Below are 25,309 nucleotides of genomic sequence, written 5' to 3' on the forward strand. Positions count from 1 at the left end.
CACGAAGGCGTGGGCCGCAGTGCTACAGTCCGTTTTTTTCTCAATGAGTGAACGCAATGCGTATGTTGACGATGGCCCTGGCCGCCACCTTGTTGGCCGGCTGCGCGGGTTCGGCGATGAACCAGGCCCGGACTCAAGCCCCTTACAAGACCCTGGCTTCGGACAAGCCCGAACAAGTCGTGGCCCAGTGCATACAGTTTTCCTGGCAGGACGAAGCGGTGTTCGGTGTCGATGCCGGCGCCTACCTGCAACCGGGCAAGAAGGGCGGATCGACGGTTTACACGCGCTCTGCTGAGTCCTTTGTCGATGTGGAAGCCGGTGCGACGGGCACCGCGTTGAATTATTACGCCAAGCATGACGACTTCGTGGCCAAGCGTCGGTTGGCGGCGTTGGCGACTTGTCTGTAAACGGATCGCACCTGACACCCGGATCCTATGTGGGAGCGGGCTTGCTCGCGAAAGCGGCGGGTCAATCGACATCGATGTTGAATGTTAAGCCGTCTTCGCGAGCAAGCCCGCTCCCACAGGGGGTGTGCTTCAGGTGTCCAGGCGCTTCTGGAAAAAGAAGTGCTGGTGGCCTGGCGGGTAGTCGTCGATCAGGCCGCACTCGGTGAAGCCGTGTCTGCGGTAGAACGCCGGTGCCTGGAAATCGAAGGTGTCCAGCCAGATGCCCACGCAGTTTTTCTCCCTGGCCAGCGCTTCGGCCTTCTGTATCAACGCCGAACCCGTGCCTTGGCCCCGGGCCTGTTCCGGCACCACCAGCAACTCGATATAGAACCAACGGAAAAACACCCGCCCGTAGAGCCCGCCCACGATCTCGTTGCTGGGTTCGTCGCGCACCAGCCAGGCGACCAATTCAGGCGTTGTTCCGCCGGTCTTGGCCGTGTTGTAGGCGCGCAGCGGCGCGAGGATGGCTTGGCGCTCTTCGTCGGTCGGGGCGTCCGTGCGTTCGATTCGCAGCGTCATCGGCGATGTCCTTATGCATGTATGGATGAGCCGCCGAGCCTATCGCAAAGGGAAACCTGAAGTCACCCGGCTGTCAGGAAACAGGCGCATTACGCAAACCGGGCCATACTGCCTAATGCTCTTGATGCGATCCCCTTTAAAACAAGAAGAGACCGACTCATGAAGTTCGAATCCTTTGCCCGGGCCCTCGTAGCCACCTCCCTGACCCTCGGTTGTTTATCTGCCCAGGCTGCCTCCCAGGCGCCGGTCGCCGCCGAGAACGGCATGGTGGTCACTGCCCAGCACCTGGCGACCCACGTGGGTGTCGACGTGCTCAAGAACGGCGGCAATGCCGTGGATGCGGCGGTGGCCGTGGGGTATGCACTGGCGGTGGTGTACCCGGCGGCGGGGAACCTGGGCGGCGGTGGCTTCATGACGCTGCAACTGGCCGATGGCCGCAAGACCTTCCTGGATTTTCGTGAAAAGGCCCCCCTGGCCGCCACGGCCGACATGTACTTGGACAAGGACGGCAATGTCGTCCCCGACCTCAGCACACGGGGGCACCTGGCGGTAGGTGTGCCCGGTACCGTCTCTGGCATGGAGCTGGCGTTGCAGAAGTACGGCAGCAAACCCCGGGCCGAGCTGATCGCCCCGGCCATCCGGTTCGCCGAGGACGGCTTCACCCTGGAGCAGGGCGATGTCGATCTGCTGGAAACCGCCACCGATGTGTTCAAGAAGGACATGCGCGATTCCGGCGCGATCTTCCTGCACAACGGCGAGCCGATGCAGGTCGGCCAGAAGCTGGTGCAAAAAGACCTCGCCAAGACCCTGCGGGAAATCTCCGCCAAGGGCGCCGATGGCTTCTATAAAGGTTGGGTGGCCGATGCTCTCGTCACCTCCAGCCAGGCCAACAAAGGCATCATCACCCAGGCCGACCTGGACAAATACAAGACCCGCGAACTGGCCCCGGTGGAATGTGACTATCGCGGCTACCACATCATTTCGGCACCGCCACCCAGTTCCGGCGGAGTGGTGCTGTGCCAGATCATGAACATCCTTGACGGTTATCCAATGAAGGACCTGGGCTTCCATTCGGCCCAGGGCATGCACTACCAGATCGAAGCCATGCGCCACGCCTACGTGGACCGCAATAGCTACCTGGGTGATCCGGACTTTGTGCAGAACCCTATCGACCATCTGTTGGATAAAAACTACGCCGCCAAACTGCGGGCCGCGATCGAGCCGCAAAAGGCCGGTGAATCGCAGAAAATCAAACCTGGCGTGGCGCCCCACGAGGGCAGCAACACCACCCATTACTCCATCGTCGATCAATGGGGCAACGCCGTTTCCGTGACCTACACCCTCAACGATTGGTTCGGTGCCGGCGTCATGGCGAGCAAGACCGGGGTCATCCTCAACGATGAAATGGACGATTTCACCGCCAAGATCGGTGTGCCCAACATGTACGGCCTGGTGCAGGGTGAAGCCAACGCCATCGCGCCGGGCAAGGCGCCGCTGTCGTCCATGAGTCCGACCATTGTCACCAAGGACGGCAAGACGGTGATGGTGGTGGGAACCCCGGGCGGCAGCCGCATCATCACGGCGACCTTGCTGACGATCCTCAACGTGATCGACTACGGCATGAACCTGCAGGAAGCCGTCGACGCGCCACGTTTCCACCAGCAGTGGATGCCCGAGGAAACCAACCTGGAAACCTTCGCGGCCAGCCCGGATACCCAGAAGTTGTTGGAGAGCTGGGGTCACAAGTTTGCCGGCCCCCAGGACCCCAACCACATTGCCGCGATCCTGGTGGGCGCCCCATCATTGGGCGGCAAGCCCGTGGGCAAGAACCGCTTCTATGGCGCCAACGACCCCCGTCGCAACACCGGATTGTCGCTGGGTTATTGATTGGCTGCGAGAATTCAACACCGCTTGAAGAGGGAAAGTCATGAACACCGCATTGCTGATCATCGATGTCCAGAACGGACTGTGCAGCGGCGAAGAAGAATGCTTCGACATCCAGCGCATCATCCGGACCATCAACGACCTCAGTACCAAGGTCAGGGCCCTGGGCTTGACGGTGATCCTGGTCCAGCACGAAGAGCTGGAAGGCTCGCTGACCCATGGCTCTGCCGCCTGGCAACTGGCCGACGATCTGCTGACCGCTGCGGATGACCTGCGGGTGCGCAAAACCACGCCGGACGCCTTCTACCAGACCGATCTGCTCTCGCTGTTGCAAGCCCGCGGCATCGACCGCCTGGTGATCTGCGGGCTGCAAACCGACTATTGCATCAACGCCACCGTGCGCCAGGCCCATGCCCTGGGCTATGACGTGGTCCTGGCTGCCGACGCTCACTCCACGGTGGCCAACGGCAGCATGGCCGCCGAGCAGATCATCGCCAACCACAACAACCGGCTGGGGCGCTTGAGCAGTGCGGTGTCGCGGATCGATATCGTGCCGGCGGGGGCGGTTCGCCTCTAACTTGAAGAGATTGATTGGTCGAGCCTGGACCTGTGGCGAGGGGATTTATCCCCGTTGGGGCTGCGAAGCAGCCCCCAAACCTGGCTATGCACTGTGTCAGGTTATCGAAGCGCCTGCATAGGGCTGCTTCGCAGCCCAGCGGGGATAAATCCCCTCGCCACAACTGTGTTCGGCTTAGCTGTTCGCATCACTTCAAGGCGCGCCAAACACCATCGTCCAGTAAACCCCCGCATCACTGCGCGAGTCGGTGGCGTACGCCGCGCCCACTTGGGTGAACATCGGGTTCATCAGATTGGCGCAGTGTCCGGGGCTGGCCAGCCAGTCTTGCATGGCCTTGTTCGGGGAGCCTTGTCCGGCGGCGATGTTTTCGCCGATCCTGCGTCCACGGAAACCCGCGCTTTTGGCGCGGTCGGCGACGGAGCGGCCGTCGGGGTCCTGGTGGGCGAAATAATTGCCTCGGGCCATCGCCCGGCTGTGTCCCTGGGCTGCTGTCCCGAGGGCGGCGTTCCAACTCAGGGGCCGGGCAGCGGCAAAGCGCTGGCGGCCACACATCCTGGCGCGGGCTCGGGCGGCGTTGACCTCGGCCAGCAAGCGCTTGTCTGCGGAGGCCGCATCGTTGACCCGGCCACCGCCCATGGGTTGTGCCAGCACCACGCGCCATTCATTACCGACCCGATTGACCCCAATATCGGTGTACTGGTTGTCCAACAGCGCCGAGCAGTGTTCGTCTGCCAGCATCTCGAAGGCTTCGTCGGCGTCTCGCGCATCCGTCAGGCGGATGCTGCGTACGGTCTGGGCTTGATAGCCAGAGTCCTTCAAGCTATCGCGCAATCCTCCACGAAAGCCGATCGGCAAGGCCAGGCTCGAGCGCAGCACCAAGGGCGGGGCGGCGCGCACTGTGCGCCATTCACAGCGCTGGGGTTGGCTGCGATAGTCATTGATCGCGCCCACCAATTGCCCTTCGCCCCGAGCATGGGCCGGGCTGGCGAATACAGGAAGAAAGGTGACAAGGCAAAGCGAAGCGAGACGGCAAGAGCGAACAGTGTGGCGCATGGGACGAACGGCTCAGGAGGAGGAGTTGCTTTAGCGCCAGGCTTGGCGCCGATCAGCCGTTAAGCGCATCGCTGAGGTCGGCGAGGTTTTCACGGCTGGGGTAGGACTGTGGGTTTGAAAACAAGTTTCAGGCGGGGGGAGACTTATCTGCGGGCCTGCGCAAGCTCCCCTCGCCACAATGGGGTTCAGTCAGTTCAATTGGGCTCAGCCACCGGCACCTTGACCCGCTCAACCTTGCGATAGGTCAGCAGCACAATCCCGGCGACCACGATTGCTCCACCGATCACCTGGCCCGGATTGAGCATCTGGTCCAGCACCAGCCAGCCGATCAGCAGGGTCGCCAGCGGTTCGATGTTCATCACCGGGGCGTTGCGCGGCATGTCCAGGCGGGGCACGGAAATGAACAGCACGATAAACCCGGTGCCGTAGAGCACCACCAACGTCGCCAGGGCCAACCAGCCAGTGCTGGTGGCCGGCAGGTCGAAGCCGCCGGGGAGGGCACCGGTCAGGCCGGCGAGGTTGACGCTGCTGAAGACAATGAAAATCGTCAGCAGGCTGCGCACCGAACCGCGCACCTGGGACAGCTTGTGATCGGTGATCCACAGCGCGCAGGCGAAGACGCACGCGGCACAGAAGGCCAGGCCCACCCCCAACAGCCATTGCGGGCCGACGCTCTGCTCAGACGATAACCGGGCCGGCACTTCCAACACGAACACCAGCCCCACCAGGATCATCCCCATCAATGCGGCGGTGCGCGCGGTCGGTCGGGGCCCGCCCAGTGCCCAGGTCAGCAGCGCCAGCAGAATCGGAAAGACATTGCCCACCAACAGGGCCAGCGCCACCGGCACCCGCGCCACGGCGGAATACAGGCACAGGCTCTGGGCACCGATTAACAGCCCCAGGGTCAACTGCCACCGCCACGCACCGGGCGGCAAGCGCAGGCTTTGGCGTTGCCACAGCACCATCGCGGCCAACACCAGCAGCGTTCCACCCGAGCGCAGCAGGATCGCCAGCAGCACACCGGCCCCGTCGTCGAATGCCGCCCGCGCGGCGACATGATTGCCGGCAAAGGCACAGCCCATGCACAGCAGAACGAGCACCGCGAGGTGGCGCGGTAACGGAGCGGGGGTGTCGGGTGCAGCGGTGGCGCGAGTCATGGCAGTGTCTCGAAGGGGCGATTATTTTTTAGTTATAGGTTGTCGTACAACATGGATTTGTACCCCATGGAATCGTAAGAGACAAGGTTCGAATCCCGATGACCTGTTACGGCGGCGCAGCGACTCCTCGCAAGACCTCGTACGCCGCCCTGCGCTTTGCTGTACAACAACCTGACCAATGTGTCGTTTACATCCTCGCCCTTTTTGCGGAGCCATCCATGCGCCTGGCCGATTTCATCCTCGATAATATCGAGCCGATTCTCCAGGCGTGGGAGGACTTCGCCAAAACTATCACGCCGGCTTCCGAGGGCATGGATTCCGTGGCTCTTCGCGACCACGCCGAACAGATGCTGCGAACCATCGCCGCGGACCTGCGCACCTCGCAAACGCGCAAGGAACGGATCGCCAAGTCCCATGGTGACGCCCCGGCGACGGATGCCGAAACCCCTGCAGAAACCCATGCGATCATTCGTCAATCCTCGGGTTTTACGGTGGAACAGATGGTCTCGGAGTACCGGGCGCTGCGCACCAGTGTGCTGATGCTCTGGATGCCGCAGACCCAGCTGGATCACAAGCAGGTCATGGACGACTTGATCCGCTTCAACGAAGCCGTGGACCAGGCCTTGGCGGAATCGGTGGTCAGTTACTCGGCGGCGGTCGATGCGGCGCGCAATATCTTCCTCGGGATCCTGGGGCATGACCTGCGCAGCCCCTTGGGCGCCATCCTGCTGAGTTCCGAAGTGCTGCTGCGGGCGGGGGACCTGCCCGCCAAAGCGACCAAGATCTCTTCGCGGATCTACACCAGCGTCAAGCGGGCCACCAAGATTGTCGGCGACCTGCTGGACTTCACCCGCACCCAACTGGGGTCGGGCATTCCAGTGCAGCGTTTCAACGGTGACTTGGTGGCGGCCTGCGAAGGCATGGTGGAGGAGGCGCGGGCCTATCACCCGGAAAACAGAATCCTGTTTGAAACCACCGGTCCTCTGGAAGGACTGTTTGACCAGGCACGCATGGAGCAGGTGTTCTCTAACCTGATCGGCAATGCCGTCCAGCATGGTACCGAGGGCACGCCGATTACTGTTTCATTGAGCGCCGAAGACGACACGGCGGTTGTTGCGATCAACAACCAGGGCAAACCCATTGCCGAAGACGCCATCGGCAGCATCTTCAACCCGATGGTCCGGCAGTTGCACAGCGGTGAAGTGCAATATGGCTCTGCGGCCGGGCTGGGGCTTGGCCTGTACATCGCCTCAGCGATCGTAGCGGCCCACAAGGGCACCATCGAGGTACATTCGAAGGTGCGATCGGGCACCACCTTTACCGTTCGGATCCCCCTTCACGCGGATTGATTGTCTGTCCAGGTGCAAGTGGCGCGTACTTGTACGATGTCTTATCACGTAGTAAAACTGTCGTCCCGTCCAATAATAATTAACGGAGACGCACGATGGATGCTTCGCAATCTGCACCCGCCGCTGATCAGGGCCGCCGGGTATTCCTGAAAAAATCCCTGGTGGTCTCGGCGGCTGCCGCCACCCTTGGCCATCTGCCGGGGCTCGCACAGGCCGAGCCCTTGAGCCAGCGTTACCCGGACCCGCTGATCAATATCCTTGACCCCAGCTTCATGGACTTGCGCATTTTCAACGCCAGTGTGGAGAAGCTCGCCACCGGCCTGCGTTGGGCGGAAGGGCCGGTGTGGATTGGCGACGGCCGTTATCTGCTGGTCAGTGATATTCCCAACAACCGCATCGTGCGCTGGGACGAAGTTACCGGCGGCCTGTCGGTGTACCGCGAGAATGCCAACTTTTCCAACGGCATGTGCCGTGATCGCCAGGGGCGGCTGCTGGTGTGCGAAGGCTCCACCACGTCCAGCGAAGGGCGGCGCGTCACTCGCACTGAACACAACGGCACGATTACCGTGCTGGCGGACAGTTTCGAGGGCAAGCCTTTCAACTCACCCAATGACATTGTGTGCAAGCGCGACGGTTCAGTCTGGTTCACCGACCCGCCGTTCCAGACCGGCAACAACTACGAAGGACACAAAGTCACCCCCTCTCAACCTCACGCGGTATATCGCGTCGACGGCGAGACCGGCAAGGTTACCCGGGTCATCGACGACCTGGCGGGGCCTAACGGCCTGTGCTTTTCCCCTGACGAGAAAACCCTCTACGTGGTCGAAGGCCGGGCCAAGCCCAACCGCTTGATCTGGGCGATCAGCGTCAAGGACGACGGCACACTGGGCGAGCGGCGCAAGCACATCGAAGGCCTGGATTACGCGGCTATCGATGGGATCAAGTGCGATGAGAGCGGCAACCTCTGGTGCGGCTGGGGCGGCAACGGCGACCCCAAGGCCGATCTGGAAAAACTCGATGGCGTACGGGTGTTCAACTCCGAAGGCAAGGCCATCGGGCACATCTCGCTGCCGGAGCGCTGCCCTAACGTTTGCTTTGGTGGCCGGGAAGGCAACCGGCTGTTCATGGCCGGCAGCCACTCGTTGTATTCGCTGTTCGTGAATACCCGGGGGGCGACGTTTGCCTGACAGGATTCGATCGTTCCCACGCTCTGCGTTCGATCGTTCCCACGCAGGAGCGTGGGAACGATCAAAATCACTGTGGTGAAACAACCCCCGCCAAAGGCGCCGTACTGCCACGCACCGTCAACTCAAACGGTAGCAACACATGCCGTTCGGCAATCGGCTGCTTCTCGATCAGCGCAATCAGCATCTCCACCGCTTTTTGGCCAAACGCTTCGGCAGGTTGCGAAATGGTGGTCAGGGGCGGGTCGCAGTAGGCGGCGAAAGGAATGTCGTCAAAACCCACCAGGGAAATATCCTCGGGCACTCGCAAGCCCATTTGCTTGATGCGCTTGAGCGCGCCGATGGCCATCTCGTCGTTTTCACAGAACAGCGCGCTGGGGCGGTCGGCCTGTTCCAGCATGGCCCCGGCACCCTCATAACCCGCCTTCAATGTGAAGTCGCCATGGCAGATCAGGCTCGGGTCGACCACGATGCCGGCCCGCTCCAAGGCCTGCTGATAACCGGCGACACGGTCGAGGGTCAGCGGGCTGCTGCGAGGGCCCTTGATGATGCCGATGCGGCGATGGCCAAGGCCAATCAGGTGTTCGGTCATGGCCTGGGCCGCGGCCCGGTTATCGAGGCTGATGGTCGGGTAGGGCGCGCCTTTGACCACTTCACAAGCGTTGACCAGCGGCAGGGAATCGACGCCCGGGGGGAGCGATTCGAACGGGTCGCTGGCCCGCAACTGGATCACCCCGTCGGCTTGGTGGGCGTAGACCAGGGCGGCGAACTCCCGCTCGATTTGCGCCCGACCCTGGGTGTCGCACAACAGCAATCGGTAGCCCGTCGCCTGGGCCGCCTGTTGGGCACCACTGATGACCCGGGCAAAAAAGGTATTGGCGATGGTCGGCACCAGGATCACCAGGTTACCGGTGCGGCGGGAGCGAAATTGCACGGCCATCAGGTTCGGTCGATAGCCGGCCTGTTCCACGGCCGCATTGACCTTGTCCCGCGTTTCGGGAAGCACCCGCTCGGGGGATTTCAGCGTTCTGGACACCGTGGCCACCGACACACCGGCCAACCGGGCCACTTCACGGATATTGGACAAGATCACCTCGATTCGGCGCCAGGAACGTCGGCACGGTTGGGCAGCTTACCGCAGGTTGCGTACCGTACAAACGGTCATTCATGGCCGGTGGGGTTTGACACGGCGGAAAACTGAGCCTAGATTTCCGTCATGATGTAACCGGTTACATCGTCAGCAGCCGCAAATAGAGAATCGCGATGAATCCTGTAGCACCCAAAATAAGAATCGGCTTTGTCGGCGGTGGAGAAGGCGCTTTCATCGGCCAGGCCCATCGCCAGGCGGCGGGCCTGGATGGCGGTTTCGAGCTGGTGTGCGGCGCGTTCAGCCGCGATGCCCAGAACAACCGGCAAACCGGCGCGGCCCTGGGCCTGCCTGCATCCCGTTGCTACAGCGACTGGCAGCACATGCTGGACACCGAAGCGGCGTTGCCAGCGGACCAGCGCATGGAGCTGCTGGTCATCGTCACCCCTAATCACCTCCACGCTCCCATCGCCAGCCAGGCACTGAAGGCCGGTTTCCATGTGTTCAGCGAAAAACCCGCAGCGCTGAACCTGCGTGAACTGCTCGCCCTCAAGGACGTACTCGAAAACAGCGACCGACTCTATGGCCTGGCCCACACCTACCTGGGTTATCCCATGGTCTGGCAGGCCCGGGACATGGTGCGTACAGGCGTGATCGGTGCCGTGCGCAAAGTGCTGGTGGAATACCCTCAAGGCTGGCTCAGCCAGGACGTCGCCGGGCAGGGCAACAAGCAGGCTGGCTGGCGCGACGACCCGCAACAGTCAGGGCTGGGCGGCTGTATTGGCGACATCGGTACCCACGCGTTTTCCCTGGCGGAGTTCGTTGCGGACCAATCCGTCGAGCGGATTTGCGCGACGTTGGGCACCCACATCCAGGGCCGCCGGTTGGACGATGATGTATCGATGCTGTTCCAAATGAACGCTGGCGCCAGTGGCGTGTTGATCGCCAGCCAGGTCTGCGCCGGCGAAGAGAACCCGCTGAAGATCCGCGTCTATGGCGACAAGGGCGCGCTGGAGTGGCGCCAGGAAGAACCGGCGAGCCTGATCCATCGTGCCCTCGACCAACCCCTGAGCATCCTGCGGTCCGGCGTTGGCCAGCCCTGGTTGTGCGCGGCCGCGACCCAGCGCATGCGCCTGCCAGCCGGACACCCCGAAGGGTATCTGGAGGCCATGGCCAATCTCTATGGCGATTTCGCCCGTGCCATTCGCGGCAATGTCCAAGGCCACGAAGCCCCCGGCGTACCGGGCATCGAAGTCGGTTTGCGCGGCATGGCGTTCATCGAGGCGGCCATTGCCAATCATCGCGGCGAGGCCAAATGGACCGCACTGGCCTGTGCCCTATGAACCCGGAGAGCCCTATGACGCCCACTCTTGAAGCACCCACGGGCCTGCGCGGCCCGGGTATTTTCCTGGCGCAATTCATGTCCGCCGAAGCGCCGTTCGACACCCTGGCCAACATCGCCCAGTGGGCCGCGTCGCAAGGCTACAAGGCGGTGCAATTGCCAACGTCGGGCACGCAGTACATCGACCTCGCCCGGGCCGCCGAGAGCCAGGACTATTGCGACGAGCTCAAGGCCACGTGCGCGCAATTCGGCGTCGAGATCAGCGAGTTGTCGACGCACCTGCAAGGCCAGTTGGTGGCGGTGCACCCGGCATTCGACGCGCTGTTCGACGACTTCGCCCCGGCCCATCTGCGTGGCCAGCCCGAGGCGCGGACCGAGTGGGCGATCGAGCAATTGAAACTCGCCGCCCGCGCCAGCCAGCGCTTGGGCCTCAAGGCGCACGCGACGTTTTCCGGTGCGCTGTTGTGGCCGTACCTGTACCCGTGGCCACAGCGCCCGGCCGGCCTGGTGGAGCAAGGTTTCGCCGAACTGGCTCGGCGCTGGTTGCCGATTCTGGAGGCCTTCGATGCGGCGGGCGTGGACCTGTGCTACGAGATCCACCCCGGCGAAGACCTGCACGACGGCGCTTCGTTCGAGCGCTTCCTGGAGGCCGTCGATCATCATCCGCGAGCAGCGATTCTTTACGATCCCAGCCATCTGCTACTGCAACAGATGGACTACCTGGGTTTCATCGACCGTTACCACGCGCGTATCCGCATGTTCCACGTCAAGGACGCCGAATTCCGTCCCGATGCCCGTTCCGGGGTGTACGGCGGTTACCAGGGTTGGGTGGACCGTCCCGGCCGGTTCCGCTCGCTGGGCGATGGCCAGATCGATTTCAAATCGATCTTTAGCAAACTGACTCAATACGATTTCAGCGGCTGGGCGGTGTTGGAATGGGAATGCTGCCTGAAGGATTCCCAACAGGGCGCTGCGGAAGGCGCGGCGTTCATCCGGCAGCACATGATCAACAAGACCCGCAAGGCGTTCGATGATTTTGCCGGGGTGACGGCTGATGAAGCGTCCAATCGCCGGTTGTTGGGCTTGTCGAGGTAATCGGTCCGACACAAAAACTGTGCAAGACCTTAGATATTCAGCTGCCCCACAAGAACAACAAATAAAACGGTGACGGTCATGACCACGATGAATGCACGCTTGAGCGTGATGATGTTCCTGCAATTCTTTATCTGGGGTGGCTGGTTCGTCACCCTCGGTACCTTCCTCTCCAGCACCTTGGGCGCCAGTGGCGGGCAGGTCGGCATGGCGTTTTCCACGCAGTCGTGGGGGGCGATCATCGCGCCATTCGTGATCGGCCTGATCGCCGACCGCTATTTCAATGCCGAGCGCATTCTGGCGGTCTTGCACCTGCTGGGCGCGGTGTTGCTGTACCAGCTGTATTCGGCGTCTGATTTCAGCGGGTTCTACCCGTATGTGCTGGCGTACATGGTGGTCTACATGCCGACCCTGGCCTTGGTCAATTCCGTGGCGTTCCGGCAGATGCGCGACCCGGCGCTGGAGTTTTCCCGCATCCGGGTGTGGGGCACCGTCGGCTGGATCGTTGCGGGTGTGGTGATCAGTTTTGTGTTTGCCTGGGATTCGCGCGAAGCGATCTCGGCCGGTGGTTTGCGCAATACCTTCCTGATGGCTGCCATCGCGTCGCTGGTCCTGGGGCTCTACAGCTTCACGCTGCCCAACACCGCCCCGCTCAAAGACCCGGCGAGCGACAGCGGCATCAAGCAATTGCTGGGGCTGGATGCCTTGGGCTTGTTGAAGGACCGTAGCTACCTGGTGTTCTTCATCGCCTCGATCCTGATCTGCATTCCCTTGGCGTTCTACTACCAGAATGCCAACCCGTTCCTGGCCGAGACCGGCATGACCAACCCCACGGCGAAGATGGCCATCGGGCAAGTCTCCGAAGTGCTGTTCATGCTGCTGTTGCCGCTGTTCATCCAGCGCTTCGGCATCAAGCTGGCGCTGTTGGTGGGCATGCTGGCGTGGGCGTTGCGCTACCTGTTGTTCGCCTACGGCAATAACGGCGACCTGGTGTTCATGTTGTTCACCGGTATTGCCCTGCACGGCATCTGCTACGACTTCTTTTTTGTCTCGGGGCAGATCTACACCGACGCCAAGGCGCCGAAGCATCTGCGCAGCTCGGCCCAGGGACTGATCACGCTGGCGACCTATGGCCTGGGCATGCTGATCGGGTTCTGGGTGGCGGGGCAGGTGACCGATCACTTTGCCGTGGCCGGCGGCCATGACTGGAAAAACATCTGGCTGTTCCCGGCCGGTTTTGCGTTGGTGGTGTTTGTCTGCTTCCTGTTGACCTTCAGCGGCCGCCAGGCAGTCGCCGCGTCTTCAAAGGCCTGAAGCAGGGGCGATGGGCTGGGCGCCCGTCATTTATGGCTGACGTCCAGTTGGGTGTAGGTCACTTTCCCGCCTTCTGTCGCACAGTGCTCATGTTATCGACAAGGGCCCGTTTCGCTGCAGAGACAGGTGACGAATGGCTCTGCGTTGAGGCTTTCAGGGGCAGCGAGGTAATGTCAATTTGTTTCTGATCGGTTAGAGTACGCGCCGCCCGAGAGATGGATCCCGGGCGTTTTCTCATGGAGTATTCAATGAACCACATCAGTAAAGTTGTCGCCTGCGCACTGTTCGGCCTGGCCCTGGCGGGTTGCACCGGCACCCCGATGAAGACCCAGCAATACGACAGCAGCCAATACACCGTCGTCGGTCACAGTGAAGCCAAGGCCACCGGCCTGCTGCTGTTCGGCGTGATCCCGATCCGCCAGAACAACCGTTTCGTCCGTGCTCAGACCGAGGCGATCAAGGCCAAGGGCGGCGACGCCATGATCAACACCCAAGTCCAGGAAAACTGGTTCTGGGCTTGGGTCCTGACCGGCTACACCACCTCGGTGTCCGGTGATGTGGTCAAGCTGAAAAGCGTTCAGTAATACACCGCTGGTGTTTGATCGTTCCCACGCGGTGGGAACGATCGATCTGCTAACGCGCCCCCACCACCATATGACTGAACGGCGCCACATACGCCTGCAACGTCACCAGCCCGCCCACCAGAATCGCCAGCACCACCGAGTGGAAGAACACGTAGCGCAAAATCTCCCCTTCATGGCCGTACCAGCGGGTAGCGGTAGAGGCGACCACGATCGACTGGGCATCGACCATCTTGCCCATGACCCCACCCGAACTGTTCGCCGCAGCCATCAGCACCGGGCTGATCCCTAACTGCTCCGCCGTGACTCGTTGCAAACCACCGAATAGCACGTTGGACGCGGTGTCCGAGCCCGTCAACGCCACCCCGAGCCAGCCGAGCAGGGTGCCGAACATCGGATAGAAAATGCCCGTGGCGGCGAAGGCCAGGCCCATGGTGGCGTCCAGCCCCGAGTAACGCGTGAGAAACCCCAGGGCCAGCATCGCCACGATGGTGATCAGCGAATAGCGCACCACCCAGAGCGTTCGCAGATAGTGGTGCACCAGTTGTGGAATGGAATAGCCCATCAGCAAACCACCGAGAATCGCCGCCAGGAAGATGCCGCTGCCCGTGGCGGTGAACCAGTTGAATTTGTAGACCGCTTCTTCGGTTTTAGGCTGGGGCACCACGGGCGGGACTTTTTCGATCTGCTGGTGGATGGTGCCGAAGGTCACCAGGGGCGAGAAGATCGGGTTCGCCTCGCGCATCGGCTTGCCTTGCGGGTCAAGCCTGGCCGATTGCGTTTGCGGGTCCAGCGCCGGGCGGGTATCGAACAGGTTCTTGAACCCCTGGGTGCCCCAGGCGAACACGAACACCGTGAGGATGATCCACGGCATCCAGGCCCTTAGCACGGCAGGACGGGTGTCACTGGCAAACGCTGCGCTGGCGACGGGTTTTTCATCCTCGCTGGCATCGATTTTCGAATCGTCGACCCGCCCCGACAGCGCCGCGGAGGTGTGCACCGTGGCCGGTTTCCAGACCTTGAGGAAACCGGTGAGGCAGGCCATGGAAATCAGCGCGGCAATCACATCCACCAGCATCGGCCCGTGGTAGTTGGACACCAGGAACTGCGGGATGGCGAAGCTGACGCCGGCCACCAGGATCGCCGGCCAAATCTCCAGCATCTTGCGCCACCCGGCGAAGGCCCAGATTAACCAGAACGGCACGATCACCGAGAAAAACGGCAACTGCCGACCGACCATCATCGACAGCTCCATTTCATCCAGCCCGGTGACCTTGGCCAGGGTGATGATCGGCGTGCCCAGGGCGCCGAAGGCCACCGGCGCGGTGTTGGCGATCAGCGCCAGGCCCGAGGCGGCCAGGGGTGAAAAGCCCAGCCCGATCAGGATTGCGCCGGTCACCGCCACCGGCGTACCGAAGCCGGCCGCGCCTTCGAAGAACGCGCCAAAGCAAAAGGCGATCAGCAGCAATTGCAGACGCCGGTCGTCGGTGATGCGCGCCAGAGAATCCTGCAGGACCTTGAACGAGCCGTTCTCGGTGGTCAGGCGGTGCAGGAAAATGATGTTGAGCACAATCCAGCCGATGGGCAGCAGCCCGTTGGCCGCGCCATACAGCGCCGCCGAACCGGCCATGTTGGCGGGCATGCCGAAGGCGAAGATCGCGATGAGCAAGGCCGAGGCCAAGGCCAGTAACGCGGCCAAGTGCGCCTTGACATGAAAGAACGCCAGAGACACCAGCATCACCACCACCGGCACCGCTGCCAGGAGTGTCGAGAGCACCGCATTACCGAAGGGATCGTAGACTTGTTGCCAGACCATGTTCCACCTCTGCTTTTTATTGTTGGAAGTGCAGGCCCCGGGGGGATTGGCAGAGAAGTATAGGCGGGGATTGGGCAGGGCAAGTGGTGCGCAGGCTAGCGCGGATCGGCGCGACCACCTTCCTCCTGGCGAAGCTCAAGGCTCAAGCCATCGCAGCTTTGCGACCAGTCGGTAAGCCAATCGGGCATGGCCGGTGATTGTTCGGCCAAGCCCAACGCCCGGATAAACTCACCCGGCGCAATCGTGCCCTTGGCCGAGCGGAACAGGCCACGCATGATCACGACCCCGACCACGCGCCCCTGGCTCATGAAACGGTGTTCCATGAAAGTCCATTTGTCGTCCCAGCCGAGCAGCCGGGTGTGCACTTCGAAGGCTTCGAACAGGTTCAACTCCCGCCGAAACTTGCCCCAGACATCCCCCACGATCGGCACCGCCCGGTTACGCAGCGCCACTTTGTAGGCACCGCTGCGCAACACGTAATCCATGCGACCCACGTCGGCCAGGGTGAAATAACGCCCGTTGGTGACATGGCGGTTGAGGTCCAGGTCCAGTGGCCACACCCGCATGCGCACCACGGTGGTCCCCAGGGGATCCACCGGCTTGCGCCAGGGACGACGAAACAGCATCAGCAACAGTCGGAACCAGAGATTCATAAGTACGCCGTGAGAGGGGAAAGCAGCGCACTTTAGCCTCGCCGTGTGGGTCGGGCTAGGTGCGTAAATGACGATTTCGGTGGCAATCGCGCATTCGGGGCATGTTCGGGATGCTTTTTGTGGCGAGGGGATAAATCCCCTCGCCACAAAAGCACTTTGCAAATCCACAAAGGTGCTGTGCCGTTCAGCCCTTCGCCGCCATCGCCGTCACTTCCACGCGCATCCCCTCGACCGCCAGCGCCGCCACGCCCACCGCCGCACGAACCGGCCAGGGCTTGGCGAAGAAGCGTTTGTAAACCTCATTGAAAGCCGCGCGATCGGCCATGTCGGTGAGGTAGATGGTCAGGTGCAAGACCCGGTCCATGGAACTGCCGGCGCGTTCCAGCGCGGTCTTGAGCGCCTGCAACGTGCACTCGCTTTGCAGGGTGATATCGCCCAGTTCCAGGCTGCCGTCAGCGCGGGTCGGGATCTGGGTCGATACCAGCAGGCCACCGAAGCCGGCAACGTCGGAGGAGATGGAGTCAGTGTCCGGGTCAGGTGTAAACGTGATGTCTTGGTTTGCCATGGAAATCCCTGGTTCGAAAAAGGAGGAAGAGTCGCCGAAATCAAGGTGACCGTGCGCCAGTTTACCGTTCATCATCGAGCCTTCGGGAATTCCTTGAGCCCTTGTGGCGGGCCACCGGTCAGCGACCGGCCTGAACCCTCGGCGGGGTGGCGGGCACATGGGCGAATTGAGATTCAGCCATCGCGGCATACCCGGTGATGTGTTGCGCCTGTTCCCAATCCAGGTCGGGCTTCAACCACTGGAGTGCCTCCTCACCGGTGAACGCCAGGAGACGTTGCTGTTTGCTGGCGATATCGCCATAGGTCACCAGCGTCAGTCCATCGCAGCCGTTGGGGGTTTCGCTGGCTTGGGCCAGGGCGGCGAGGAAGATCGGGGTCGCCTGTCGGGTCGTCGTATAGCGCAAGCGCTGGGCCGGGGGCGCCATCGTCTGCTCGGACGATTCGTACCAACCGTCTACCGCGACCAGGACCCGTCCTTCACGTTTGATCCGATCAAAGACCTTGGAGCGCATCACCAGGTGCAGGGGCAGGTGAGTCAGCGGCGCCATCGTCCCCATGGACCAGACAGGCGACCAGCCCCAGCGGACCTTGATGCATTCCAGATGTCCGCCGCGTCGGCGAATGGCGCTGACCTGCATGTTGGGCTTGATCACGTGTTGCTGGGCGTGTGGTTTCAGGTCTGCCGTCACATACAACCCGACACTGGCGCCATGGGCGTCTCGCCGGGCGAAAAACGCCAGGGAGTCCTTTGAGGATACCTGTTGGACAAGGCATTCGAACATGGCAAAAACTCCTGGCAGTGGAGCGCAAAGCCTCGCTGGGGCCCGCCGTCCAAGCCACGGCATCAGCGTGCCATCGAGGCTTTCAGCGGTGTCATGTATCTCCGAGCCGTGGCGGTGGGCTTGGTTCGAAAATCCTGCCGACGAGGAGACGAGCGGGAGGACTGGCTGACCAGGGGCAGGGGTGTTGGATTCACGGCAGTCATCGCGAGCAAGCTCGCTCCCACATTTTTCCCAGGGCTATGTAGGCAGCGAATCCCGCTGTGCCTGGATGAAATCCACAAAAGCCCGCAGCGGCGACGGCAGGTAGCGGCGGCCGGGGTAGTAGAGGAACGGACCGGTAAAGCGCAGCCACCAGGGTTCGAGCACCGGTTCGAGGGCGCCGCTGTCCAGGTAGGGCCGTAGCCAGTCTTCGAACAGGTAGACGATGCCCAGCCCATCCACCGCGGCCTGCACCGACAGGTCCACCGCGCCGCCGATGCGCACGATCAACGGGCCGCTCGGGTCGACGCTCACGGTTTCGCCGTCGCGCTCGAATTCCCAGAGTGGCATGGCGCCGCTGGGGAACTTGCCCCGCAGGCAGGCGTGCTGGAGCAAATCCCGTGGATGCTCGGGACGTCCCCTGGTGTCGAGGTACGCCGGTGAGGCGGCGGTCGCGAAGCGCTGGAAACGTGGGCCGATGGGGAGGGCGATCATGTCCTGCTCAAGGCGCTCATCGTAGCGAATGCCGGCGTCACAGCCGGCCGCCAGCATGTCGACGAAGCTTTCCTCGGCAATCACCTCCAGGCGGATGTCAGGATAGCTCTTGAGAAATGGCGTAATGATCGACGGCAACACCAGCCGGGCGGCGCTGACCGGTACGTTCAACCTGAGCGTGCCCGAAGGACGGTCGCGAAAATCGTTGACCACGTCCATGGCGGCTTCGACTTCGCCCAGGGCCGGCACGATACGCTCCATCAGCCGGGCACCGGCCTCGGTCGGCACCACGCTGCGGGTTGTGCGGTTGAGCAGGCGCACGCCGAGGCGGCGTTCCATCCGGCGTACCGCATCGCTGAGACTCGAGGCGGATTTACCACTTATCCGCGCGCCTTCGCGAAAACCTCCTGCGTTGACCACGGCCACAAAGGCCAGCAAGTCTTGGATATCCGTCGCCATTGTTCTCTCCACCGTACAGCCTGTGCTGATTGCACCTGATTATCAGTGAAGTGGTCAATCCTTATAGTGGGGGCACTCACATTGATTCGAGGGGCGCGAGATGAACATTGCAGATAAGGCAGGCAGCTTCTTACTGGGCGACCGTACGGTCAAACGCATGGGCTATGGCGCGATGCAGTTGGCGGGGCCTCATGTGTTCGGCCCTCTCAAAGACCCGGCAGCGGCCATTGCCGTGCTGCGCGAAGCCTTGGCGTCAGGGGTCAACCACATCGATACCGCAGACTTCTACGGGCCCCATGTCACCAACCAGTTGATCCGCGAAGCGCTGCACCCTTACGCCCAGGACCTGGTGATCGTGACCAAGGTCGGTGCTGTCCGTGGTGCCGACGCGTCCTGGAACCCCGCCCTGAGTCCCGCCGAGTTGACCCAGGCAGTCCATGACAACCTGCGTAACCTGGGCGTGGACGTATTGGACGTGGTCAACCTGCGGGCCTGGGGCGACATGCAGTCGCCCACGGAGGGCTCCATCGAGGAAGCGTTCACGACGCTGGCGGAACTGCAGCGCCAGGGCCTGATCCGCCACCTGGGGTTGAGCAACGTCACGGCTGCGCAGGTCAAGCAGGCCCAAGGCATCGCCAAAGTGGCCTGCGTGCAGAACCACTACAACCTCACCCGCCGAGGTGACGAGCAACTCATTGCCGACCTGGGCGAACAGGGTATTGCCTACGTACCGTTTTTCCCGCTGGGTGGATTTACACCGCTGCAATCGGAAACCCTTTCGGCCGTAGCGGCGCGCCTGGAGGCGTCGCCGCTCTGCGTCGCACTGGCCTGGCTGCTGCAACGCGCGCCGAATATCCTGCTGATTCCCGGTACGTCGTCGGTGGCGCACCTGCGGGAGAACCTCACGGCGAGTGAGCTGCAGATTCCGGCACCGATGCTGGCCGAGTTGGAAGGGTTGGCCTAGACAGCTCGAAGGACACGCCCCTTAGCTGTGCTGTCCATCCGTCTCGTTGCGATGGTGTTCGGGCCACCTGTCCGCAGGACGTGCCCGGTCTTCGTTGAACATTTCCGTAAGCAGCGCGTTGGCGCGCCGGTAGGCGTCGTGGCGGAACTTGAGGTCGTCTTCCGGCTGGGCGACGATTTCCTCCAGCATCTGCAGATTCAGGCGACGGAACTGATCCGCGCGCTCGCGCGCCTCGTAAGCGCCGACGCCCATCTGCACCAGGGCACGGCGGCCCAACGACAACGCGCTCTCGAAGGTTTCCCGCTCGGCGGTCTCCACGCCCATCTGCCGCAGGGCGATCAAGTGCCCCATGTCCCGCGCCCGCACGATCAGCTTCAACGCGGGGAAGTGTTCCTGGACCAGCCGGGTCAGCGTCAAGTTGTCTTGCTGATCGTCAATCGCATTGATCAGTACAACGGCCTGGGCCGCGCCGGCAGCGTGCAGCAAATCGAGGCGCGTGGCGTCCCCGTAGAACACTTTCACGCCGAATTTGCGCAGCGTCTCGATGTTATCGGGGTCGTGATCCAGTACCACCACCTCGACGCCGCAGGACATCAGCAGGCGGCCGGCGATCTGCCCGAAGCGGCCGAATCCGGCGATGATGATCCGCGGGTTCTGCTGCTCGACGAGGTCGGATTCCTGGCGGTCTTTCTTGGTCGCCGACTCCAGTCGATCCAGCAGCAGGATCAGCAAGGGCGTCAGGCACATGGACAGGGCCACCGCCAGCGTCAGGCTCTTGCCCCATTGGTCGGTCAGGATGCCGGCCAGCGTCGCGGCACCGAATACGACGAAGGCGAACTCACTGCCCTGGCCGAGCAATACCGCCTGCCAGGAACGTTGCCCGGCGGGGACGTTCAGGAAGCGGCTGACGGACTTGATCACCAGCAGCTTGATCAGGATGAAGCCCAGGGTCAGGGTCATGACCTTCAACGGCGCATTGACCAGGGTGCCGAAATCAATCGACATGCCGACGCCGATGAAGAACAGGCCCAGCAGCAGGCCTTTGAACGGTTCAATGTCGCTTTCCAAGGCATGCCGGTATTCAGAACTGGCCAGCAACACCCCGGCGAGGAAGGCGCCCATGGCCATCGACAGGCCGGCCTCTTCCAGGAGAAAACCGAAACCGAACACCAGGAACAGTGCCACGGCGCTGAAAATCTCGCGCAAGCCTGAGCGTGCGGCGAAGCGCAGCAGTGGCCTCGTTAGGTAGCGCCCCAACAGCACGACGACGCTGATCGCGGCAACGATTTTGACAATCGACAGCACCAGGGCGGTGCCTGACGGGGTTTCGCCGTGGGCTGACAGCAAGGGGATCATGGCGACCAGGGGAATGGCCGCGATGTCCTGGAACAGCAGGACAGCAAAGCTGCTGCGCCCGACGGCGGTTGATGTCAGGTTGCGCTCATTCATTGCCTGCATGGCAATCGCCGTGGAGGAAAGGCTCAGGGTCAGGCCCACCAGCAGCGCGGCCGTCCAGTTCAGGCCCAGGGCCGCGCAGAAAGCCGCGATCGCTGCGCCACAGGCCAGCATCTGCAAGGCCCCTCCACCGAACACCATCCTGCGCAACGCCCACAATCGCTTGGGGTCTAGTTCAAGGCCGATGATGAACAGCATCAGCACGACGCCAATTTCGGCGAATTCCAGGATGGCCTTCACGTCAGTAATGAGCTTCAGCCCCCACGGACCGATGACGCAGCCGGCCAGGAGATAACCCAATACCGGGCCCAGCCCCAACCGGACGGCAATCGGCACGATCAACGTCGCCGCGCCCAGGTAGATGAGCATTTCAATCAGGCTGTGCGTCTCCATATCAATCTTCCTTCCAGGAGGCCAGTCGGGCGCCGTAGTATTCGATTTGTGCGTGTTGGGCTGCGGAATCAGCGGCATACGCGCCGTGCACCACGACCGGCTCCAGCCAGCGCATGTGGCAATAGATAGCCGTCGCGTGGAGCGGCTGGGCCAACACGGAAAAGCCCGGATGGGCGCCGATCTGGAAATGATCGTGCTCGCCACCCGTGGTCACGGCCCACAGCAGGCTCTTGTCCTTGAGGGCCGTGGTGCCCCGGCCGTAGGCCCAGCCGTGGGTGAACACTTTATCGATCCACAATTTCAGCAGCGGCGGCATGCTGTACCAGTACATCGGGTGCTGGAGGACGACCAACTGTGCCTGTTCGACGGCGCGTTGTTCGGCCTCGACGTCGATGTCAAAGTCCGGGTAGAGATCATAGAGGGAACGTACCACCACGTCCGGATGGCTGGATACCCGCTCGAGCATCTGCTGGTTGACCCGCGATTGGTCGGGGTAGGGGTGGGCGTAAACGATCAGGATCATCGGAGCGATTCCAGGGGCTGGGTCCAGGCCAAAAGGCCGGACATCCTACCGAGGAAGGCGCCCGTTGTTTAGAACATTGTTCGTCAAGGGGCCTCGCGTGGGTCAATTCAATGGCAGCGAGACCTTGACCTCCAGCCCGCCATCACGCCGATTCCTGAGGCTCAGCGTCCCGCCATGCTCCAGCACCGTCGCCCGCGCCGCCGACAGACCCAGCCCGACACCGCCAGTGTTCTTGTTGCGTGAACCTTCGAGGCGAAAGAATGGCGCGAATACCTGCTCATGGTATTCGGGGGCGATGCCCGGGCCTCGGTCCAGGATGCGGATTTCAACCTGATCGGCACCGACCTTGAGTTGAACCGTCGGTTCGCCGCCATATTTGATCGCGTTGTCGATCAGGTTGATCAACGCTCGCTTGATCCCAATGGGTCGGCCGACATAAACGACGCGATGGACGCCTTCGAAGGAAACCTCGGTGCCGGCATCCTTCAGGTCATCGACGAGGGTGTGCAGCAGTTCAGCCAGGTCGAACGCGGTGGCATGTTCCAGCCGTGCATCGTCGCGGAAAAACTCCAGGGCCGAATTGACCATCGACTGCATTTCATCCACGTCCCTGAACAGTTTGGATTGTTGTTCGGCATCCTCGATAAATTCCCCGCGCAGGCGCATGCGGGTCAGTGGCGCGCGCAGGTCATGGGAGATGGCGGCGAGCATTTGCGTGCGGTCCTGCAGAAAGTGCTTGAGTTGGGCCTGCATGGCGTTGAAGGCGCTGATCGCCTGGCGTATTTCATAGGGACCGACGACCGGGATGGGGGGCGCCTGGTGATCGACCCCAAAGCGCCGGGCGCCTTCGGCGAAGCGTTCCAGGGGCGTGGCCAGGTGCCGCGTGGCCACCAGCGCGACGATGAAGGTCGATAGCAGGATCAAGCCGATGATGATCAGGTTGCGCTCCCATTCGTCCAGCCCCCAGCTGCGAGAGGGCGCGGAAAGCATGAGCCAGGTCTGGTCGGCCAGCCCGATCATCACGGCGTAGCGTGCGGCCGGGTCACCGTTCGGCCAGTCGCTTGGCCTGTAGGCTTCCACCCGGGCATCGGGCCTGCCCAGTTGCTGGCGCAGGAAGTCCAGTCCTTCGCTGAACTCCGGGTCGTCGATCACCGGCAGCCGGGCATCCTCATGGCGCTGCAACCACTGCACGTTGATTTCGGTATCGCTGGCCGCCCTGACGATGTCGGGCCGTTGTCCGGGCGCCGCCGCGTCAATGATCCGAGCGATGGCGGAGACTTTTTCGATCAGGCCGGTTTCCATCAGGGGAGGGCGCGCCCAGACCCCGGCCAGCAAGCTGAACAGCTCGTTCAAGGCCAGCAACGTCAGCATGGCGACCAGGGTGGTCAGGGCGATCCAGCGCGCCACGGTATCCCGTGGTCGATGAGTGACCGAGCGCAACGGCTTCATCGTTTCACCACGTGGGGGCTGAAGAGATAGCCGCTGTTGCGTACGGTACGGATCATGGCTGCGCCGGTGATATCGGTCTCCAACTTGCGGCGCAATCGGCTGACCTGGACATCAATGCTGCGGTCGAACGCATCGAAGGTTTCGCCACGCGCCAGGTCCAGCAACTGTTGGCGGCTCAGTACCCGGCGTGGGTGCTCGGCGAATACCAGCAACAGTTCGAACTCGCCCGCGGACAAAGGAATCATGACTTTTTCCGGTGAGCGTAATTCGCGACGGGTGACGTCCAGTTGCCAGTTCTCGAACTCCAGGATCGGTCGGGAGGCGTCGTTCAACGAGCCCCGGGCTTCGCCGGTACGCCTGAGGACGGCGCGCACCCGGGCCAACAGTTCTCGTGCGTCGAAAGGCTTGGTCAGGTAATCGTCCGCCCCCAGCTCCAGGCCGACGACGCGGTCACTCAGTTCGCCCATGGCCGTGAGCATGATGATGCCGACCGTGTGCTCGGCCCGCAGCCGCTGGCAGAGCACCAGCCCGCTGTCTCCCGGCAACATGACGTCGAGGATGATGAGGTCTGGCACTCGCCGCTGCACCGCTTGCCACAGGGCAGCGCCGTCGGCGGCCACATCCACGCTATAGCCGTGTTGTTCGAGGAATTTGCGCAAGAGGGCGAGGACTTCGAGGTCATCGTCCACCAGTAATAAATGGCTCACGGTGGGTACGCTGGGTGATGAATACAGAGGGCGATACTAGGGTCAATCCATGGCCTGCGTCATATATTTCAATCCGGCAATATAGTTGCCGGCGGGTAATGTTCTGGAAATCTTCAGGCAAAAAAACAGCGGCAGGATTGCGCCGTTGCCGGTCAGTTGAATAACCAGCCAACACCGGACTTGTGGCCGGCCTCATTTTTCTAATTGACCGGTATCGCCCATTCCTCGCCGAGATAGCCTTGTATGCCGATCATCAAACCCGCGCCGCTACGTGTTGGATCCTCCTTGGTCGTTGTACTGGCGGCACTCGCCAGCGGCTGCACCAGCACACCTGCTGCCAAGCCGGGCAGTTGCGAAAGTGTCCCCTACACCGTTCACGATCCTGCAGAACCCATCAATCGCGGCCTCTTTGCGTTCAACCGTACCGTGGATGACTATGCGCTGGCTCCCGTTGCCCGTGGCTATCTCAAGCTTCCAGATGTCGTGCAGACGGGCGTTCACAACTTCGTGGGAAACTTCGGTGAGCCCAAGGTGTTCATCAACGACTTGCTGCAAGGCAACGCCCAGCGTTCGGTCAACACCCTGGGGCGTTTCGTCATCAACACCACCGCAGGCATCGTCGGTTTGATCGATGTGTCGGGCAAGCTCGGTATCGAGCGCCACAAGGCTGATTTCGGCCAGACATTCGGCGTCTGGAACATCGCCCCAGGGCCGATCGTGGAACTGCCGCTGCTGGGTACCGCCAACCTGCGGGATGCGACGGGCAAGTTGATGAGCACCCTGGTCGATCCGTTTGGCGACAATAGCGATACCGTGGACACGCTAGGCACCGTCAACACGGTGGGTGGCATCGTCGATGGTCGAGCACAGGCGTTGCCGCTGACGGATGAATTGCAGACCCGGCCGGATTACTACGCGGCGCTGCGGGACGCAGTGGCACAGCGACGTGCCGATTTCGTCGCCCAAGGGAAGTTGGGTTCTGTGGCTCAGGACAACCCCCACTGCCAGAATGGAGAATCCGTTGATGAGTCATGAGGTGCTGGTGTTGCATCGGCGAGTGAAAGTGCTCGACCGGGGGATGCTGCATTGTCGGGAGCTCGAGCTGCGGCTGGCGGAGGATGGCCGCCATGTCCTGCTCAGCCGCTACCTGGAGTTGTACAGCCAGGCGCACGTCGGCGAGTGCGCCATCCACCACTATCGAGTGCCGCTGGCGAGCATGATTCGCTGGATGGTGAATAACGGCGAGCAGGAGAGTGCCTAGTCGGG

At 62.3% G+C, this 25,309-nt stretch carries 25 protein-coding genes; 12 read left to right on the plus strand and 13 right to left on the minus strand.

The window, feature by feature from the left end; genetic code table 11:
- Positions 1-56: 56 nt before the first annotated feature.
- Complete coding sequence (locus tag LOY70_RS11410; RefSeq protein ID WP_265036668.1) at positions 57-407, plus strand: hypothetical protein; 351 nt, start codon at positions 57-59, stop codon at positions 405-407.
- Positions 408-536: 129 nt separating this feature from the next.
- Here LOY70_RS11410 and LOY70_RS11415 read toward each other — a convergent pair whose 3' ends face one another.
- On the minus strand, positions 537-965 hold the full coding sequence (locus LOY70_RS11415; RefSeq protein WP_265036670.1) for a GNAT family N-acetyltransferase: 429 nt from the start codon (positions 963-965) through the stop codon (positions 537-539).
- Positions 966-1,124: 159 nt separating this feature from the next.
- Between LOY70_RS11415 and ggt the strand changes: the two genes are divergently transcribed.
- Entirely contained in the window at positions 1,125-2,852 is a 1,728-nt protein-coding gene (gene ggt, locus LOY70_RS11420) for a gamma-glutamyltransferase (RefSeq protein WP_265036672.1), read from the plus strand.
- A gap of 40 nt (positions 2,853-2,892) precedes the next feature.
- Positions 2,893-3,426, plus strand: coding sequence for a cysteine hydrolase family protein (locus LOY70_RS11425; protein ID WP_265036674.1), 534 nt, complete (start codon positions 2,893-2,895; stop codon positions 3,424-3,426).
- Positions 3,427-3,618: 192 nt separating this feature from the next.
- Here the strand turns inward: LOY70_RS11425 and LOY70_RS11430 are convergent, their stop codons facing one another.
- Complete coding sequence (locus tag LOY70_RS11430) at positions 3,619-4,479, minus strand: CAP domain-containing protein (protein ID WP_265036676.1); 861 nt, start codon at positions 4,477-4,479, stop codon at positions 3,619-3,621.
- A gap of 194 nt (positions 4,480-4,673) precedes the next feature.
- A complete protein-coding gene (locus LOY70_RS11435; RefSeq protein WP_265036678.1) occupies positions 4,674-5,636 on the minus strand; it encodes an EamA family transporter in 963 nt (320 codons plus the stop codon).
- A gap of 218 nt (positions 5,637-5,854) precedes the next feature.
- Here LOY70_RS11435 and LOY70_RS11440 point away from each other — a divergent pair, with 218 nt between their 5' ends.
- A complete protein-coding gene (locus LOY70_RS11440) occupies positions 5,855-6,985 on the plus strand; it encodes a sensor histidine kinase (RefSeq protein WP_265036679.1) in 1,131 nt (376 codons plus the stop codon).
- 95 nt (positions 6,986-7,080) lie between these two features.
- Positions 7,081-8,172: an SMP-30/gluconolactonase/LRE family protein gene (locus LOY70_RS11445; RefSeq protein ID WP_265036681.1), complete on the plus strand. Its 1,092-nt coding sequence runs from the start codon at positions 7,081-7,083 to the stop codon at positions 8,170-8,172.
- 67 nt (positions 8,173-8,239) lie between these two features.
- Here LOY70_RS11445 and LOY70_RS11450 read toward each other — a convergent pair whose 3' ends face one another.
- On the minus strand, positions 8,240-9,256 hold the full coding sequence (locus LOY70_RS11450) for a LacI family DNA-binding transcriptional regulator (RefSeq protein ID WP_265036683.1): 1,017 nt from the start codon (positions 9,254-9,256) through the stop codon (positions 8,240-8,242).
- Positions 9,257-9,432: 176 nt separating this feature from the next.
- On the opposite strand from LOY70_RS11450, the gene LOY70_RS11455 reads away from it, so the two are divergent.
- From LOY70_RS11455 to LOY70_RS11470, 4 genes are all read left to right on the plus strand, one after another.
- Entirely contained in the window at positions 9,433-10,599 is a 1,167-nt protein-coding gene (locus LOY70_RS11455; RefSeq protein ID WP_265036685.1) for a Gfo/Idh/MocA family protein, read from the plus strand.
- Positions 10,596-11,693 (plus strand): sugar phosphate isomerase/epimerase family protein, encoded by a 1,098-nt coding sequence (locus tag LOY70_RS11460; RefSeq protein ID WP_413776644.1) that lies wholly within the window; start codon positions 10,596-10,598, stop codon positions 11,691-11,693. Before LOY70_RS11455 ends, LOY70_RS11460 begins: the two co-directional genes overlap by 4 nt.
- A 78-nt stretch (positions 11,694-11,771) precedes the next feature.
- Positions 11,772-13,004 (plus strand): nucleoside permease, encoded by a 1,233-nt coding sequence (locus LOY70_RS11465; RefSeq protein ID WP_265036689.1) that lies wholly within the window; start codon positions 11,772-11,774, stop codon positions 13,002-13,004.
- Positions 13,005-13,252: 248 nt separating this feature from the next.
- A complete protein-coding gene (locus LOY70_RS11470) occupies positions 13,253-13,588 on the plus strand; it encodes a hypothetical protein (RefSeq protein ID WP_025213028.1) in 336 nt (111 codons plus the stop codon).
- Between the two features lie 49 nt (positions 13,589-13,637).
- Here the strand turns inward: LOY70_RS11470 and LOY70_RS11475 are convergent, their stop codons facing one another.
- The 5 genes from LOY70_RS11475 to LOY70_RS11495 form a co-directional block, all read right to left on the minus strand.
- Positions 13,638-15,401 (minus strand): L-lactate permease, encoded by a 1,764-nt coding sequence (locus tag LOY70_RS11475; RefSeq protein WP_265036692.1) that lies wholly within the window; start codon positions 15,399-15,401, stop codon positions 13,638-13,640.
- A 95-nt stretch (positions 15,402-15,496) separates the two neighbouring features.
- The gene (locus tag LOY70_RS11480) at positions 15,497-16,054 is read right to left on the minus strand and encodes a thioesterase family protein (RefSeq protein WP_265036694.1); all 558 of its coding nucleotides are present in this window, start codon (positions 16,052-16,054) and stop codon (positions 15,497-15,499) included.
- A gap of 184 nt (positions 16,055-16,238) precedes the next feature.
- A complete protein-coding gene (locus LOY70_RS11485; RefSeq protein WP_039592932.1) occupies positions 16,239-16,619 on the minus strand; it encodes a RidA family protein in 381 nt (126 codons plus the stop codon).
- Positions 16,620-16,737: 118 nt separating this feature from the next.
- Positions 16,738-17,400 carry an SOS response-associated peptidase family protein gene (locus tag LOY70_RS11490; RefSeq protein WP_265036698.1) on the minus strand — a complete coding sequence of 221 codons (663 nt, stop codon included), beginning with the start codon at positions 17,398-17,400 and terminating at the stop codon, positions 16,738-16,740.
- A 237-nt stretch (positions 17,401-17,637) separates the two neighbouring features.
- Positions 17,638-18,552, minus strand: a complete 915-nt coding sequence (locus LOY70_RS11495; protein ID WP_265036700.1) for a LysR family transcriptional regulator — start codon at positions 18,550-18,552, stop codon at positions 17,638-17,640.
- 100 nt (positions 18,553-18,652) lie between these two features.
- On the opposite strand from LOY70_RS11495, the gene LOY70_RS11500 reads away from it, so the two are divergent.
- A complete protein-coding gene (locus LOY70_RS11500; protein WP_265036702.1) occupies positions 18,653-19,516 on the plus strand; it encodes an aldo/keto reductase family oxidoreductase in 864 nt (287 codons plus the stop codon).
- Positions 19,517-19,537: 21 nt separating this feature from the next.
- Here LOY70_RS11500 and kefC read toward each other — a convergent pair whose 3' ends face one another.
- From kefC to LOY70_RS11520, 4 genes are all read right to left on the minus strand, one after another.
- A complete protein-coding gene (gene kefC, locus LOY70_RS11505) occupies positions 19,538-21,364 on the minus strand; it encodes a glutathione-regulated potassium-efflux system protein KefC (protein WP_265036704.1) in 1,827 nt (608 codons plus the stop codon).
- 1 nt (position 21,365) lies between these two features.
- Complete coding sequence (kefF, locus tag LOY70_RS11510; RefSeq protein ID WP_265036706.1) at positions 21,366-21,887, minus strand: glutathione-regulated potassium-efflux system oxidoreductase KefF; 522 nt, start codon at positions 21,885-21,887, stop codon at positions 21,366-21,368.
- A gap of 102 nt (positions 21,888-21,989) precedes the next feature.
- On the minus strand, positions 21,990-23,336 hold the full coding sequence (locus tag LOY70_RS11515; RefSeq protein ID WP_265036708.1) for a sensor histidine kinase: 1,347 nt from the start codon (positions 23,334-23,336) through the stop codon (positions 21,990-21,992).
- Positions 23,333-24,043, minus strand: coding sequence for a response regulator (locus LOY70_RS11520; protein WP_265036710.1), 711 nt, complete (start codon positions 24,041-24,043; stop codon positions 23,333-23,335). The genes LOY70_RS11515 and LOY70_RS11520 overlap by 4 nt, the downstream gene beginning before the upstream one ends.
- Before the next feature lie 243 nt (positions 24,044-24,286).
- On the opposite strand from LOY70_RS11520, the gene LOY70_RS11525 reads away from it, so the two are divergent.
- Both LOY70_RS11525 and LOY70_RS11530 read left to right on the plus strand, forming a co-directional pair.
- Positions 24,287-25,078, plus strand: coding sequence for a VacJ family lipoprotein (locus tag LOY70_RS11525; protein WP_265036712.1), 792 nt, complete (start codon positions 24,287-24,289; stop codon positions 25,076-25,078).
- The gene (locus tag LOY70_RS11530; protein WP_265036714.1) at positions 25,068-25,304 is read left to right on the plus strand and encodes a hypothetical protein; all 237 of its coding nucleotides are present in this window, start codon (positions 25,068-25,070) and stop codon (positions 25,302-25,304) included. The genes LOY70_RS11525 and LOY70_RS11530 overlap by 11 nt, the downstream gene beginning before the upstream one ends.
- Positions 25,305-25,309 lie beyond the last annotated feature (5 nt).

It is taken from the genome of Pseudomonas sp. B21-054 (genome assembly GCF_026016345.1).
In the GTDB taxonomy this organism is placed as follows: domain Bacteria; phylum Pseudomonadota; class Gammaproteobacteria; order Pseudomonadales; family Pseudomonadaceae; genus Aquipseudomonas.

Bases quoted from the DNA above. Each gene is read 5' to 3' on its own strand.
- LOY70_RS11500 (WP_265036702.1), top strand. From the start codon at position 18,653: ATGAACATTGCAGATAAGGCAGGCAGCTTCTTACTGGGCGACCGTACG.
- LOY70_RS11425 (WP_265036674.1), top strand. From the start codon at position 2,893: ATGAACACCGCATTGCTGATCATCGATGTCCAGAACGGACTGTGCAGC.
- LOY70_RS11475 (WP_265036692.1), bottom strand. From the start codon at position 15,401: ATGGTCTGGCAACAAGTCTACGATCCCTTCGGTAATGCGGTGCTCTCG.
- kefF (WP_265036706.1), bottom strand. From the start codon at position 21,887: ATGATCCTGATCGTTTACGCCCACCCCTACCCCGACCAATCGCGGGTC.
- LOY70_RS11445 (WP_265036681.1), top strand. From the start codon at position 7,081: ATGGATGCTTCGCAATCTGCACCCGCCGCTGATCAGGGCCGCCGGGTA.
- LOY70_RS11470 (WP_025213028.1), top strand. From the start codon at position 13,253: ATGAACCACATCAGTAAAGTTGTCGCCTGCGCACTGTTCGGCCTGGCC.
- LOY70_RS11480 (WP_265036694.1), bottom strand. From the start codon at position 16,054: ATGAATCTCTGGTTCCGACTGTTGCTGATGCTGTTTCGTCGTCCCTGG.
- LOY70_RS11525 (WP_265036712.1), top strand. From the start codon at position 24,287: ATGCCGATCATCAAACCCGCGCCGCTACGTGTTGGATCCTCCTTGGTC.
- LOY70_RS11495 (WP_265036700.1), bottom strand. From the start codon at position 18,552: ATGGCGACGGATATCCAAGACTTGCTGGCCTTTGTGGCCGTGGTCAAC.
- LOY70_RS11530 (WP_265036714.1), top strand. From the start codon at position 25,068: ATGAGTCATGAGGTGCTGGTGTTGCATCGGCGAGTGAAAGTGCTCGAC.
- LOY70_RS11440 (WP_265036679.1), top strand. From the start codon at position 5,855: ATGCGCCTGGCCGATTTCATCCTCGATAATATCGAGCCGATTCTCCAG.
- LOY70_RS11430 (WP_265036676.1), bottom strand. From the start codon at position 4,479: ATGCGCCACACTGTTCGCTCTTGCCGTCTCGCTTCGCTTTGCCTTGTC.
- LOY70_RS11435 (WP_265036678.1), bottom strand. From the start codon at position 5,636: ATGACTCGCGCCACCGCTGCACCCGACACCCCCGCTCCGTTACCGCGC.
- ggt (WP_265036672.1), top strand. From the start codon at position 1,125: ATGAAGTTCGAATCCTTTGCCCGGGCCCTCGTAGCCACCTCCCTGACC.
- kefC (WP_265036704.1), bottom strand. From the start codon at position 21,364: ATGGAGACGCACAGCCTGATTGAAATGCTCATCTACCTGGGCGCGGCG.
- LOY70_RS11465 (WP_265036689.1), top strand. From the start codon at position 11,772: ATGACCACGATGAATGCACGCTTGAGCGTGATGATGTTCCTGCAATTC.
- LOY70_RS11515 (WP_265036708.1), bottom strand. From the start codon at position 23,336: ATGAAGCCGTTGCGCTCGGTCACTCATCGACCACGGGATACCGTGGCG.
- LOY70_RS11410 (WP_265036668.1), top strand. From the start codon at position 57: ATGCGTATGTTGACGATGGCCCTGGCCGCCACCTTGTTGGCCGGCTGC.
- LOY70_RS11485 (WP_039592932.1), bottom strand. From the start codon at position 16,619: ATGGCAAACCAAGACATCACGTTTACACCTGACCCGGACACTGACTCC.
- LOY70_RS11490 (WP_265036698.1), bottom strand. From the start codon at position 17,400: ATGTTCGAATGCCTTGTCCAACAGGTATCCTCAAAGGACTCCCTGGCG.
- LOY70_RS11415 (WP_265036670.1), bottom strand. From the start codon at position 965: ATGACGCTGCGAATCGAACGCACGGACGCCCCGACCGACGAAGAGCGC.
- LOY70_RS11460 (WP_413776644.1), top strand. From the start codon at position 10,596: ATGAACCCGGAGAGCCCTATGACGCCCACTCTTGAAGCACCCACGGGC.
- LOY70_RS11455 (WP_265036685.1), top strand. From the start codon at position 9,433: ATGAATCCTGTAGCACCCAAAATAAGAATCGGCTTTGTCGGCGGTGGA.